Annotated in this window: 14 protein-coding genes; 11 read left to right on the forward strand and 3 right to left on the reverse strand. The window is 64.0% G+C overall.

Annotation, left to right across the window (positions count from 1 at the left end; all coding sequences use genetic code 11):
* Window positions 1-99 precede the first annotated feature (99 nt).
* Both ACUYMZ_RS04000 and ACUYMZ_RS04005 read right to left on the reverse strand, forming a co-directional pair.
* The gene (locus ACUYMZ_RS04000; RefSeq protein ID WP_426005799.1) at window positions 100-831 is read right to left on the reverse strand and encodes a hypothetical protein; all 732 of its coding nucleotides are present in this window, start codon (window positions 829-831) and stop codon (window positions 100-102) included.
* A 78-nt stretch (window positions 832-909) separates the two neighbouring features.
* Window positions 910-2,046 carry an AI-2E family transporter gene (locus ACUYMZ_RS04005; RefSeq protein ID WP_442423385.1) on the reverse strand — a complete coding sequence of 379 codons (1,137 nt, stop codon included), beginning with the start codon at window positions 2,044-2,046 and terminating at the stop codon, window positions 910-912.
* 479 nt (window positions 2,047-2,525) lie between these two features.
* On the opposite strand from ACUYMZ_RS04005, the gene ACUYMZ_RS04010 reads away from it, so the two are divergent.
* The 11 genes from ACUYMZ_RS04010 to ACUYMZ_RS04060 all read left to right on the forward strand — a co-directional run bounded on the left by ACUYMZ_RS04010 (window position 2,526) and on the right by ACUYMZ_RS04060 (window position 12,048).
* A complete protein-coding gene (locus tag ACUYMZ_RS04010) occupies window positions 2,526-3,782 on the forward strand; it encodes an alpha-L-fucosidase (protein ID WP_481602178.1) in 1,257 nt (418 codons plus the stop codon).
* Window positions 3,783-4,066: 284 nt separating this feature from the next.
* On the forward strand, window positions 4,067-4,621 hold the full coding sequence (locus ACUYMZ_RS04015) for an RNA polymerase sigma factor (protein ID WP_481602179.1): 555 nt from the start codon (window positions 4,067-4,069) through the stop codon (window positions 4,619-4,621).
* Window positions 4,618-5,541: a hypothetical protein gene (locus ACUYMZ_RS04020; RefSeq protein WP_481602180.1), complete on the forward strand. Its 924-nt coding sequence runs from the start codon at window positions 4,618-4,620 to the stop codon at window positions 5,539-5,541. The genes ACUYMZ_RS04015 and ACUYMZ_RS04020 overlap by 4 nt, the downstream gene beginning before the upstream one ends.
* A gap of 10 nt (window positions 5,542-5,551) precedes the next feature.
* The gene (locus ACUYMZ_RS04025; RefSeq protein ID WP_426005805.1) at window positions 5,552-5,977 is read left to right on the forward strand and encodes a CoA-binding protein; all 426 of its coding nucleotides are present in this window, start codon (window positions 5,552-5,554) and stop codon (window positions 5,975-5,977) included.
* A gap of 150 nt (window positions 5,978-6,127) precedes the next feature.
* Entirely contained in the window at window positions 6,128-6,928 is an 801-nt protein-coding gene (locus tag ACUYMZ_RS04030) for a polysaccharide deacetylase family protein (protein WP_481602181.1), read from the forward strand.
* A 23-nt stretch (window positions 6,929-6,951) separates the two neighbouring features.
* Window positions 6,952-7,362: an MmcQ/YjbR family DNA-binding protein gene (locus tag ACUYMZ_RS04035; RefSeq protein ID WP_481602182.1), complete on the forward strand. Its 411-nt coding sequence runs from the start codon at window positions 6,952-6,954 to the stop codon at window positions 7,360-7,362.
* 95 nt (window positions 7,363-7,457) lie between these two features.
* Entirely contained in the window at window positions 7,458-8,084 is a 627-nt protein-coding gene (locus ACUYMZ_RS04040; protein WP_481602183.1) for a hypothetical protein, read from the forward strand.
* A gap of 177 nt (window positions 8,085-8,261) precedes the next feature.
* The gene (gene ngcE / locus ACUYMZ_RS04045) at window positions 8,262-9,671 is read left to right on the forward strand and encodes an N-acetylglucosamine/diacetylchitobiose ABC transporter substrate-binding protein (RefSeq protein ID WP_426005809.1); all 1,410 of its coding nucleotides are present in this window, start codon (window positions 8,262-8,264) and stop codon (window positions 9,669-9,671) included.
* Window positions 9,668-10,696: a carbohydrate ABC transporter permease gene (locus ACUYMZ_RS04050; RefSeq protein ID WP_426005810.1), complete on the forward strand. Its 1,029-nt coding sequence runs from the start codon at window positions 9,668-9,670 to the stop codon at window positions 10,694-10,696. Before ngcE ends, ACUYMZ_RS04050 begins: the two co-directional genes overlap by 4 nt.
* The gene (locus ACUYMZ_RS04055; protein WP_426005811.1) at window positions 10,696-11,589 is read left to right on the forward strand and encodes a carbohydrate ABC transporter permease; all 894 of its coding nucleotides are present in this window, start codon (window positions 10,696-10,698) and stop codon (window positions 11,587-11,589) included. The genes ACUYMZ_RS04050 and ACUYMZ_RS04055 overlap by 1 nt, the downstream gene beginning before the upstream one ends.
* Before the next feature lie 138 nt (window positions 11,590-11,727).
* A complete protein-coding gene (locus ACUYMZ_RS04060; protein WP_481602184.1) occupies window positions 11,728-12,048 on the forward strand; it encodes a putative quinol monooxygenase in 321 nt (106 codons plus the stop codon).
* A gap of 116 nt (window positions 12,049-12,164) precedes the next feature.
* Here the strand turns inward: ACUYMZ_RS04060 and ACUYMZ_RS04065 are convergent, their stop codons facing one another.
* The gene (locus ACUYMZ_RS04065) at window positions 12,165-12,689 is read right to left on the reverse strand and encodes a flavin reductase family protein (RefSeq protein WP_481602185.1); all 525 of its coding nucleotides are present in this window, start codon (window positions 12,687-12,689) and stop codon (window positions 12,165-12,167) included.
* Between the last annotated feature and the right edge of the window lies 1 nt (window position 12,690).

Consider the following 12,690-nt stretch of genomic DNA (forward strand, 5'->3'; position numbering starts at 1 on the left):
CTCTCCCCAAGCCCTGGTTGACGGTAGGCAAGGAGGATGGCAGGGAGGTTAACCTCGTGGGAACGGCAGGGGAGGCGCCTGTGTGCTTGTGGTGGAGGGCTACTTGATGAGGGCCGCTGCCTGGTCCATCAATGCCCCTGCGGCTGCCGCACCCTCGGTTTCGGCTGTCTTTCCCGATGCCGTGGCCGAGATCAGGACGCCGTCCTTGATGGCGAAAGCCATGTAGGTGGATTGCTTCTGGCCGTCGGGCAGTGACATCGCCGTCTTGTAGCCTACGGTTCCGGGTACCTTGCTGATGCCATCGACCTTTTCCGTGGCTACCGTGAGGGACTGTCCTGCCATGGTCAGGGTCATGGTGGCGCACTTGGCTGCGTGCGCGCTGCTGTCCTCAACGCTCTTGTTCAGGGCGTCCGCGTCCACCCCGGAGGTCAGTGTCACTACCGACATGACTCCTGCAGCCCCGGAGGTTACGTCCGCGCCGGCGGCCGTGGTGGAGCCGGGAAGCGGTTCGGATCCACCCAGCGTAGCGAGGTCGGCGCATTCGGCCGGTTCAATGGTCATCATGCTCAGGAGCGCCTTCATGGGGTTCTCCTGGGCCAGGTCCTCGCTGCTCATCACCGTCAGGTCCGCCCCGTCGGCAGTCTTGATCTGCTTGACCAGTTCCATGAGCTCGTCGTTCGTGTACTGCTTCGCGACCGTGGGAGTGGGCGTTGCGGTTTCCGACGGTGATGACGTTGCGGTTGACGATGTGCCTGAACCGCTGCTGCAAGCGGTGAGCGCGAGGACCAGCAGGGCCGATGCGCCTGCTCCGAAGAGTGCTTTCCTGGTCATGTTTCCCCCAATGGATGAAGTTGTGTGGAGTGGTTGGCCTGCTTCGCCAACCGCGACAAGACTACCGGATCCCGTGTCCTAGGTGGGTTGGCTGTTCGGCGGCGGCAGGTCCGGATTCATGGGTTCGAGGTTGGGATCCTCAGCCGTCCATACCTGGACGATGGCCCAGGCGACGGCGGCGAGCGGCACCGCGAGGACTGCGCCGATGATGCCGGCGAGGATCGTGCCGGCGGTCAGTGCCATCAGGATGACCAACGCGTGCAGTTGGAGCGACTTGCCCATCACGATGGGCTGCAGGAGGTCGCCTTCAAGTTGGTTGACGGCGATCACAACAGCCACCACGATCAGGGCGACTATGGGGCCGTTGGCAACAAGGGCCACCAACGCCGCCAGCACGCCCGCAACGGTTGCACCGACCAGTGGGATGAAGGCGCCGATGAAGACGATGATGGCCAATGGGATCGCCAGCGGGACCTGGAGGATCAGCAGCACGGCGCCGATCGCCACCGTGTCCACCAGGGCAACGATCGCCGTGCCCCGGACATAGCCGCCCAGCACTTCCATGGTCCGCTTTCCCACGCGGCGGAGCTTGGCTTCCCGGGCCCCTTTGAAGGGCCGCAGGAAAAAGTTCCAGATCTTGGCGCCGTCCTTCAGGAAGAAGAAGAGGATCACCACCATGAGGCTGGCACCGGCGAGGAATTCTGCGACCACGGACAGGCCGGTGACCGCGCCGGAGCGCACCTGGCTGCTCTGGGCGAACTCAACCACGGACTCCCTCGCCTGGTTGAGCTGCTCCCGGTCCAGGGGGAAGGGCCCCGTCAGCAGGAAGTTTTCCAGTTCGTCCAGGCCTGCGGACGCCTGGCTGATGAGTTCGTCCCACTGGCTGCGCACAGACAGGACGATGGTGGTGATGACTCCGGCGAGCACCAGCAGCAGGGCAAGGAAGGCCACGCCCGTGGCCAACCCGCCCCGCCAGCCGCGCCGCCGGAGCATGTTGACGAATGGTCCGATCGCTGCCGCCAGGATGAGCGCGATCAGGACCGGGATGACCAGGAGCCGGATCTGCAGCAGGGCGAACACCACCACCACGGCAACCGTAAGGATCAGCAGTATCTGTGCTGCGCGGGTGGCGGTCCGGCCCAGGGCGTCGGCCCAGAGATTCGGTCTGTGGTCTTTGCTGACGGAAACGGCGGTTGATGTGTGGGGCCGGGCCATATTCAGCTCCTGTTCGTACGCATCGGAGGACCGGAGTGATCAAACATAAGCCTACTGATTATTTTCCGCAGCAGTAATGGCCCGCCTACATGGGTGGCTGGTCCGGATTATGGGTGGGGTCCGGATGGGGAGGGGCGGGCCCGGGCTCGGGCACCGGCATGGGGCCGGGACTCGGATTCGGGTCCGGAATGGGGCTGGGCGGGAAAGGTGTTGTGGGATCCGGCGGCGGAGGCACCGGGCCCGGGTCCGGCGGGAATGGCTCTGGTTCGTGAGTCGGAGGAAGCGTCATGATCTCTCCTTGGAACTCGGAAATGGTGTTTTCAGCCTACTGACTATCCCTGACGAGTAAAGGGGGCCGCTCGAGTCCGCCCCTTGACCGGGTCCTTGGCCAACCCCTTGGCCGGGTCCTTGGCCGTGCTGGGACGGAAGGCCCGGCCCCGCTAGCCTTGGTTCAACAATGCCTACGGCAGGAGCCCACAGTGCCCCATCCCCTCCCCACCCCGGCGCAGCTGGACTGGCAGCACCTAGGGTTCGGCGTGTTCATCCACTTCGGCATCAACACCTTCGCGGGGAAGGAATGGAGCGACGGCACGGTCCCGGCGGCCGCCTTCGACCCGGCAATGCTCGACGCCGGCAGTTGGGTCCGCACCGCCAAGGAAGCGGGTGCCAGGTACCTGGTCCTGACGGCAAAGCACCACGACGGCTTCTGCCTCTGGCCCACGGCCACCACAGGCTACTCGGTGGCACACTCGCCGTGGCGCAACGGCGCCGGCGACGTCGTCCGGGAGGTTGCCGATGCGTGCGCGGAGCAGGGGGTGGGCCTGGGGCTGTACCTCTCGCCATGGGACCGCAACGCCGGCTGCTACGCGGACCCTGCCGCGTATGACGATTTCTATGTCCGGCAGCTCACCGAGCTCTGCACCGGGTACGGGCCGCTCATGGAGCTGTGGTTCGACGGCGCTGGCTCCGTGGGCCGTGAATACGACTGGGACCGGATCATGGCGGTGGTCAGCCGCCACCAGCCCCAGGCCATGGTCTTCAACATGGGCCGGCCGTCCATCCGCTGGGTCGGCAACGAGAACGGGCTGGCCGAAGACCCCGTCAATTACGTGGTCGAGCGGACGGCGGACAGCCAGTACACGGACTCGAGCTCCGGTGTGGGAGGGCCCCGGTACTTGCCGCCCGAGTGCGATGTCTCCCTCCGCCGGGGCTGGTTCTGGCATCCTGACGACGAGCCCAAAACCACCGGACACCTCCTGGCCATCTACTACCGCTCCGTGGGGATGGGTGCCAACCTTTTGCTGAATCTTCCGCCGGACAGCCGCGGACTCATCCCCGACGGGGACCGGGCCCGGCTGCGCGAGTGGAAACAGGAACTGGACCGCCGCCTCTCCGGCCCGGTGGAGGCCGTGGTGGAAAACCACGACGGCGAAGCCACCCTGACCTTCCCGGCTGCGGTAACGTTCGGGCACCTTGAGCTCGTGGAGGACCTGGCGGACGGGCAGAGGATCACCGGCCACCGTGTTCAGGCCGACGGTGTTGATGTTGCAGCCGGCATGACGGTGGGAATCCGCCGCCTGCACCAGGTCCCCGCTGCCACCGCGCAGCGCCTGACCGTGGCGCTTGAGGGGCCGGGCGGCAAGCTCGCGGCTGCCCGTGTTTTTACGGGGTTGCCGGACGCCTCCGTTCCCCGGATTCCAGAAGGATACGAAGCCCCCACAGATGCTCCCGGGTAGTGGCCGGGACCCCCTCCGGAAAAAGTTTTCAAAAAAATCCGTATCCCGCGTAACCCTTTGGCGTACCCGGGCGATTACCTCTTTGAAAGGGCCGAGTTGGAATTTGTCCCCCATCATGTTCCAGCTCGGCTCTTCCTTGTCCCGGTGGCTTTTCCGCAGGACATGGTCGACCGTCCTTTGGGCGGCCCGGCAGAGCAGATAATCTTGGTGGGGTCGCCCGTCGAGCAACAGGCGGACGACACGGCTCCAAGCCACGGACCTGCCGCCGATCGAAAGTCTCTTCTGTGACCGACGCCTTGACCGACGACGCGCTTCAAGCACTCAGGGGCAACACCTCGGAACTGTTCAGCGCCGTCTACCAGTCCTACGCGGGACCGGTGCTTGGCTACCTGACCGCCAAGGGCGTGACCGATCCTGAAGCTGTCACACAGGACGTTTTCCTGGCGGTGCTGCCACGGTTGGAAGACCTGAGCGGTGGCGCAGCCGGGCTGCGGACCTTCATCTTCTCGGTGGCCCATGCCCGGATGGTCGACGAGCACCGGAAACAGAACCGGGCACCCGAACACCACGAGTTCGAGCCCGAACGCGACACCCGCGAGTCGGATTCCGCCGAGTCGGAAGCCATGGCCCTGCTGGCACCCCGGGAGGTCATGAAACTCCTGGATCACCTTGGGAGCGACCAACGGGAGGTCATCGCCCTCCGGATCGTGGCCGGCCTCACGGTGGAGCAGGTGGCCGACATCATGGGGAAAAGCGCCGGCGCAGTGAAGCAACTGCAACGGCGGGCACTGATTACGCTCCGTGAGCATTCGGCAGTAAAGGAATACGTGTCGTCATGACGTACAGGGATAGTGAACGCGAAGGGATCGTGGACGAGCTCTTGCTCGACGCCGATCTCGCCGGCTCGCGCGACGTCCACCAGGCACTCCTGTCCCTGGGCTCTTTCGCGCACCTTCCGGCGCCCACCCCGCAGGGCGAGTTGGCCGCCATGCTGGCCGGTCCACACGACCAACTTTCCAAGCGACGCTGGCGCAACAAGCACCGCACCGTTGTGGTCAGTGCCGCTGTAGTGGCGGCCATGGGCCTTGGTGTCAGTGGAGTGGCTGCTGCAACGTCCGGTTTCAGCCGCACACCGGCGTTCCTTGAGGGTTTGGTGGGAACGTTTACCCAGCAAGGGTCCACCGGTCCGGTGGCACTGCCCGGCCCGGACGCCCCGAAGGTCAGTACTGAGCCCGGCGCCGGGGTGGATCCGTCGGCCCTGCCTCCCGCCCCCGCAACCACCCCTGCGCCGGAATCCCTTGCGGCCCGGCCAGCCCCGGCGGCACCTGAATCCAGCGGGCTTCCAGTCAACGACTCCGCCGGAAACACAGGAGGAAACGCAGCCGGGAACGCCGCAGGAAACGCTGTGCCGTCCACTGCCGGAGGGGGCACTCCTGCCCAGGGCGCCTCGGCCGGGGCTGCGGAGCAGGGGCCGACCCAAGCAGGCCGGCAGGCCCCGAACGGAACGGCCCACAACCCGCCCGGCCAAGCTGCACGAGACCAGGCAGGGCAACACCAAGCCAACCCGGAACAGGCACAGCGGGACCAACAGAAACCTGGCAAGCCTGCGGCAGCGGCCAAGCCTACGGCATCCCCTGACAAGCCCGGCGCAGTCAACAAACCAGGCCCGGTGCTCCCGCCGTTGACGGGGAACGGCTCGGAGCAGCAGTTCCAGTCGTTCGTGGACAAGCTGAAAAGCTGGTTGAAGCACCGGGGGTAGGCTTTTTCCCATGATGCACGTCAACGATCCCGCCGTGGTTGACCGATTGATGCGAACCAAGGGTGTCTGGGCCATTGTGGGCCTTAGCAACAACGAGTGGCGCTCAGCCTACGATGTTTCCCTCTACGTTCGTGACCGCATGGGGATGGAAATCATCCCGGTGAACCTCAAGGGCGAGGACGTGCACGGCGAGAAGGGATATACGTCGCTCGACGCGATACCCCCGGAAAAGCAGCCGATTGACGTCGTGGACTGCTTCGTCAACTCCCAGCGCGTGGGGGCGGTCATCGACCAGGCCATTGCCATTGGCGCCAAGGCCGTGTGGCTGCAGCTGGGGGTTTTTGACGACGAGGCCTGCCAGCGTGCCAAGGATGCGGGCCTGGACGTTGTGGTCAACTCCTGCCCGGCACGCGAAGGCTGGCATTATGGCTTGTGAGATCGTGGCCGGTTCCTCTGCTACATTGCAGCTGAATCATTCCTTGAGCCTTGGGGGACGGCCATGTGCGGCGACCATTCTTCCGCGCCCTTTTCCACACCCAGCAGAAGGGCGGTTGTCGGGGCATTCGGCGCTTCCCTCCTGGCTGGATTGACCGCATGCAGCCCGGGTACGGGCACGACGCCGGAGCTGCCGCCCAGTGCGGAAGCGACCCCACCTGCGGTGCCGGCCGCCAACGGTGCCATGGGCGCGGGAGGCGAGGTGCCGACGTCGCCGGTTACTCCCGGCGCAACCCCGGCGCCAACGGCCACCAAGCGCATCCGCCGGTCTTTCATCCCCGACTACCAGTTGCCTCCCGTGGTGGGTGGACTGGCTCCGGTCATCACCAAAATCGAGACCAAACACCCGGTGGTCTTCCTGACGCTCGACGACGGCAACATCAAGTCCCCGGAATCCATCCGCCTGATGGCCGAATACGACTATCCTGCCTCCCTGTTCCTGACCAGGGACACGATCGCGGACAACCCCGCCTTCTTCAAGGCATTCCACGCGCAGGGCAGCCTGGTGGAAAACCACACGGTCTCGCACAACATCAACATGGTGCGGCAGTGGGGGTACCAGCAGCAGCTCAATGACATCGCCGGGATGCAGGAGTACGCCCTCCAGCACTACGGGCGGAAGCCGACGCTGTTCCGGCCGCCGGGAGGCGCGTACTCGACTCTCATGCGGCAGGCGGTGGCGGCAGCGGGGATGAAGGCGATCGTTACGTGGGAAGCCAAAGCCAACGCCGGCAAGATGGATTACCAGGTGGGAAATTCGCTCCGGCCCGGCGACATTGTGCTCATGCATTTCCGTGCCGAATTCGCTGCCGACCTGGCCGCCTTCCGTGCCGCGCAGCTGGCAGCCGGCCTGGAAGTGGTGTTGCTGGAAGACTTCCTGGGCGCGGCGTAGCAGCGCGGCGTACCCTCGAACCCATGGACATTCCCGGCCTCCGCGAGCTCTGCCTCGGCTTCCCCGGTGCGTTCGAAGACTTCCCCTTCGGCCCGGAACTATCAGTGTTCAAGGTGCGTGCCGCCGTCGCCGGTGGGGCCAGGCAGCCGGCCAAAATGTTCGCCCTTTCCGCCATGGACCCGGACAACTGGACCGTGAGCTTAAAGTGCGAACCTGCGCTCGCTGAACAACTGCGGGCGGCGCATCCGGAAATTACGGGGGCGTGGCACATGAACAAGACCCACTGGAACGGTGTCCGGCTGGACGGGAGCCTCCCCGACACCATGATCCATGACCTCGTGGAAGACTCGTACGACCTCGTGGTGGCATCGCTGAGCCGGAGGCAGCAGGAGCAACTGGGCTGGGCGCGGCTGGCCAATCCCGGTCCCTCCTGACACGCCCGGCAGCCCTCTCCCCACGCCGCTGACATGGGGCTAGATTGATAGTGCAAACCAACGTTGCAGCCCGTGGGCTGGTCAGGAGCGGGTGGATGCTGGATCAGGGAACATTGGACCGACTCTGGAACTTCGGTGATCCGGCTGCGTCCGAGGCCCGGTTCCGGGCGGCGATGATTGAGGACGTCTACGACCCCGACGAGCGGGCCGAGCTCGCAACCCAGCTGGGGCGGGCCATCAGCCTGCAGGGCCGTTTCGAGGAAGCCGATGCGCTTTTGGACGGTATCGACGGGGATGAGCCCACGGTCGGCGTGCGCATCCTGCTGGAACGCGGCCGTGTGCTTAATGCCGGGGGACACCCGGCCATGGCGGTCCCCCTCCTGGAGCAGGCAGCAGAACTGGCGGACCACCTTGGTGAGGATTTCATCGCCGTGGACGCCCTCCATACCCTGTCTTCCGCCGACGCCGCCCATGCCGAATCGTGGCTGCGGAGTGCCCTGGAGTACGCCTCCACCGCGCATGATGATCGGAGCAAGCGCTGGATGATCGTTTTGCACACGCGGCTGGGCTGGTTTCTGCACGGTAACGGGCGCTTCACGGAGGCCATGGTGGAGTTCCAGTTGGCCGAACAATGGGCGGAAAGACTGGGAACTGAGCGCCAGAGGGAGCTCGCCCGGGAAGCAATCACTGAGTGCGGGAAGGCCTTGGCGGAGGGTCCGTAGAAAGATCACGCTTTGACAAATCTTGATCGAAAGTCCCAGGAAATATTGATTTTCGATCATTCGTGGTGAAGTATGTCACACGAAGGTTGGCACTGCAGGGCCGCCAACCCAGACTGTCCGACTTTCCGGCCGCCCCGCCGCAACAGTCGACATAACGAGTCACTGGAGGGTTTTGAAATGAACGTTCAGCACCAGTCCCTTGGTCGCCGCGGATTCCTCCGCGGAGCACTCGCTGCCGCGGTGCTCGTCCCCATGGGCGGAACCATTGCGTCATGTGCAGCAGGCGGTGGCGGTACCACTGCAGGGCCGACGGGAACTGTCTCCGACACCAACCCGTTCGGCATGGCCGACAAGTCCACCGTTGATGCCGTGATCTTCAAGGGTGGCTACGGGATCGATTACGTCGAGTTTGCCGGCAAGACCTTCGAGTCCACGCACTCGGGTTCCACCGCCAAGATCGCCCCGTCCACCGACATCGCCCAGGAACTGCAGCCGCGTTTCGTCGGCGGCAATCCACCGGACCTGATTGACAACTCCGGCGCCAAGGCCATCGGCTTCAGCACCATCCTTGCCCAGCTCGAGGACCTGACCAGCCTGGTGGAAGCCAAGAACCTCGAAGGGAAGGTCATCAAGGACACCCTGTACACCGGTGTCCTCGCCCCGGGTACCTTTGACGGCAAGTTGGCCGCGCTTAACTACGTGCTCACCGTCTTCGCCGTGTGGTACTCGGATGCGCTGCTGAAGGAAAACGGCTGGACTGTTCCCAAGACGTGGGACGAAATGTATGCCCTCGGCGAGCAAGCCAAGGCCAAGGGCAAGTATCTGTTCGTGTGGGGCAAGGAGGCCGCCACCTATTACCAGGAGATGGCGATTGCTTCGGCCATCAAGGAAGGCGGCGACGAAGTCCGGCTGGCCTTGGAGAACCTCAAGGAGAACTGCTGGTCCCACCCGGCCATCCAGTCGGTCTTCACTGCACTGGACAAGATCGTCAAGGCCGGCTTCTTCAAGCCCGGTGGCTCCGGCACGCAGTTCACAGCCGCCCAGGCGCAGTGGAGCAACGCGCAGGAAGCAGTGTTCTACCCGTCCGGCTCGTGGATCGAAAACGAGATGAAGGACCAAACCAAGGCCGGCTTCAACATGATGGGTGCACCCGTGCCCTCCGTGAGCGCCAGCCCCAAGATGCCGTACACCGCACTGCACAGCGCGGCCGGTGAACCTTTCATCGTTCCCTCACAAGGCAAGAACGTGGCCGGCGGCAAGGAATTGCTCCGCGTCATGCTCTCCAAGGAGGCAGCCACCAACTTCGCCAAGACCAAGCTTGCACCGACCATTGTCAAGGACACGGTCCCTGAAGACGGCTTCGGATCCACGGCGCTCGTGTCCCAGACCAAGCTCCTCAAGGACGCAGGGGAGGACATCTACACCTGGAACTTCATCGACCTGTACGGCACCAACAAGGACCAGCTGGTTGTCTGGAACACCTTCCTGGACGGTAAGTCGGACGTCGCAACGCTGACCTCGGAGCTGCAGAAGATCACCGACAAGGTCCGCAACGACAGCTCGGTCAAGAAGATTGAAGTGAAGTGACCGTAGTGAAAGCTCAACAGAGCCGGAGCGGCGACGGCCTCGCGGCCGCCGTCGTTCCGGCCGTGGCGCCACCGCAGGTAACCAGGCGGCGGCGCAAACCGCTGACGTGGGACAAGATCAGCTTCTTCGCTGTCTTCCTTGGCCTTCCCCTGGCGATCTACCTGTTGTTCGTGATCTGGCCCTTCGTGCAGGCGTTCGGGTACTCGCTCACGGACTGGTCAGGGTTCTCTCCCACGCAGAACTTCATCGGCCTGGAGAACTACGCCCGGATCTTCACGGACGACATCTTCATGAAGGCCATGGGCAACAACATCCTCCTGGTCATCTTCCTGCCGGTCATCACCATAGTCCTGAGCCTTGTGCTCGCGTCGCTGGTCACCGTGGGCGGCAGCAGCAAAGGCCAGATCAAGGGCCTCCGCAACTCCAGTTTCTACCGGGTGGTGTCCTTCTTCCCGTACACCATCCCGGCCATCGCGATCGGCATCATGTGGGGCCAGATCTACGATCCCTCCGGCGGCCTCCTCAACGGCATCCTGACCGGACTGGGCCTTGACCAGTTCAAGGATTTCGCCTGGCTGGGAGACAAGAACACCGCCATGATCGCCACCATGTTCGTGATCGTGTGGGGCTTCGTGGGCTTTTACATGGTCCTGTTCGTGGCCGGTATCAAGGGCATTCCCGCCGAATTGTTCGAAGCTGCCAGGATCGACGGCGCCGGACGGTTCCGTACCGCCGTGTCCATCACCATCCCGCTGATCCGCGACAATATCCAGACGGCCTACATCTACATGGGCATCCTGGCCCTGGACGCCTTCGTGTACATGGCAGCCCTCAACTCCGGCGGCGGCCCGGACAACTCAACCCTGGTCATGGCGCAGCAGTTGTTCTTCACCGCCTTCAGCAAGGGACAGTTCGGCCTGGCAAGTGCCATGGGCGTTGTCCTGGCGATCGCCACGCTGATCTTCTCCGGCCTGGTATTCGCGGTCAACAAGCTCACCGGCGGCGATAAGGATGTGAGCCTCTAATGGCAACGGATGTTTCAACCCGGCAGATGAAGTCACTGCACTTCCAACCCCGCACGCCGGCCACAAGTCCCGGCGACAAAGTGGTGGGTGCCGTCTCGCACACGGCATTGACGGTGTGGACCCTGATCGTGATCCTGCCGCTCCTGTGGACCTTCATGTCGTCATTCAAAACCTCCAGCGAGATTTTCGCCTCGCCCTTCGCGCTTCCCGGGCAATGGCGGCTGGACAACTACGTCAAGGCATGGAGCGACGCCGGAATCGGCAGCGCCTTCCTGAATTCCGTCCTGGTGGTCGCGGCGGCCCTGGTGATCGTGATGGTCCTCGGCGCCATGTGCGCCTACGTTTTGGCCCGCTACACCTTCCCGGGCAGCCGTGCCATCTACTACCTGATGCTCGCCGGACTGACGTTCCCGATCTTCCTGGCCATGGTTCCCCTGTTCTTCGTCCTGAGGAACATGGGCCTGCTCAACACGTTGCCCGGCCTGATCATCGTGTACGTCGGGTTCGCCCTGCCCTTCACGGTCTTCTTCCTGTTCTCGTTCTTCAAATCCCTGCCGCACGAGATCACCGAAGCCGCGGCCCTGGACGGTGCAGGAGAGTGGCGGACCTTTTTCCAGGTGATGCTTCCCATGGCCAAGCCCGGCCTGGCATCGGTAGCCATCTTCAACTTCCTGGGCCTGTGGAACCAGTTCCTCATCCCCGTCTCCATCAACGCCGCCGGGCCCAGGGTCCTCTCCCAGGAGCTGGCAGCCTTTGCAGGCCAGATGGGGTATGCGGTTGATTACGGTGCTCTGTTTGCCGCGGTCAGCGTCACCGTGATTCCCGTGTTGATCGTCTACGTGATCTTCCAGCGCCAGCTGCAGGGTTCGGTGTCCCAGGGGACCTCCAAATAGGCAGGACCCGGAAGTAGCACAACCAAGCCAAAACAGCGTTCGACGGCGGCCGGCACCTTAAGGTGCGGACCGCCGTCGGGCATTTAACGGCAGTGACAGAATGGGAAGGATCTGCAGTTCAACGAAAGGCGACAACCCGTGATTTTCATTGTGGTCAAGTTCCCCGTCAAGCCCGAATGGTCCGAGCGCTGGCTGGACCTGGTGGCCGACTTTACCGAAGCCACCCGCAAGGAACCGGGCAATCTCTGGTTCGACTGGTCCCGCAGCGTGGACGACCCCAACGAATTCGTCCTGGTGGAAGCTTTCCAGGATGACGCTGCTGAAGCCCATGTCACCAGCGAACACTTCAAGAAAGCCATGGCCGACATGCCCCAGGCGCTGGCAGCGACTCCGTACATTGTCAGCCGCCAGATCGAGGGAACCGGCTGGGACCGGATGGGCGAACTGACCATCGCCTAGGCTGTACCGCCACCACCCACTTTGAACGCGAAACGCCCCCGACACGCCTTGCTATGGGCGTGTCGGGGGCGTTCGCGCGCCAAAGTTGGTGCTGGAGGCGCAGCCACTGAGGCCCGCTAGAACATCCAGGGAATCTCGGCGTGGCCGAAGTCGCTGAACGAACCGAAGCGGCCCGCCTTGAACGCCAGCACTTCGCCGTCCCGGTCCCGGCAGGTGGTGACCTGTCCGAAGAAGACCTGGTGATCGCCGACGTCGTACTTTTGCACTACCGTGCAGTCCGCCTGGGCCAGGGCGCCTTTGATCACCGGCAAGCCGCTCTCGGTGACGTCGAAATCGCCCTCGTCGAAGCGGTTCCCGCCGCGCACTGCGAACCGTCGCGCGATCGACTCCTGCTTGGACCCGAGAATCGAGACTGCGAACTTGCCGCTCTCCATCAGGGCATCGCCGGTACGGGTGCCGAAGTTCAGCGAAATCATGAGGATGGGCGGTTCAAGGCTGATGGACGTCAGCGAGCTGATGGTCATCCCGTAAAGCTCGTCCTCGTGCTTGGTGGTCACCACGGCGACACCCGTGAGGAAGCGGCCCATGGCGCGGCGCATGCCCATGGCATCGGGAACCGTGAAAAGCGGTGCGAGGCTCATG

The organism is Arthrobacter sp. T572 (genome assembly GCF_056780115.1).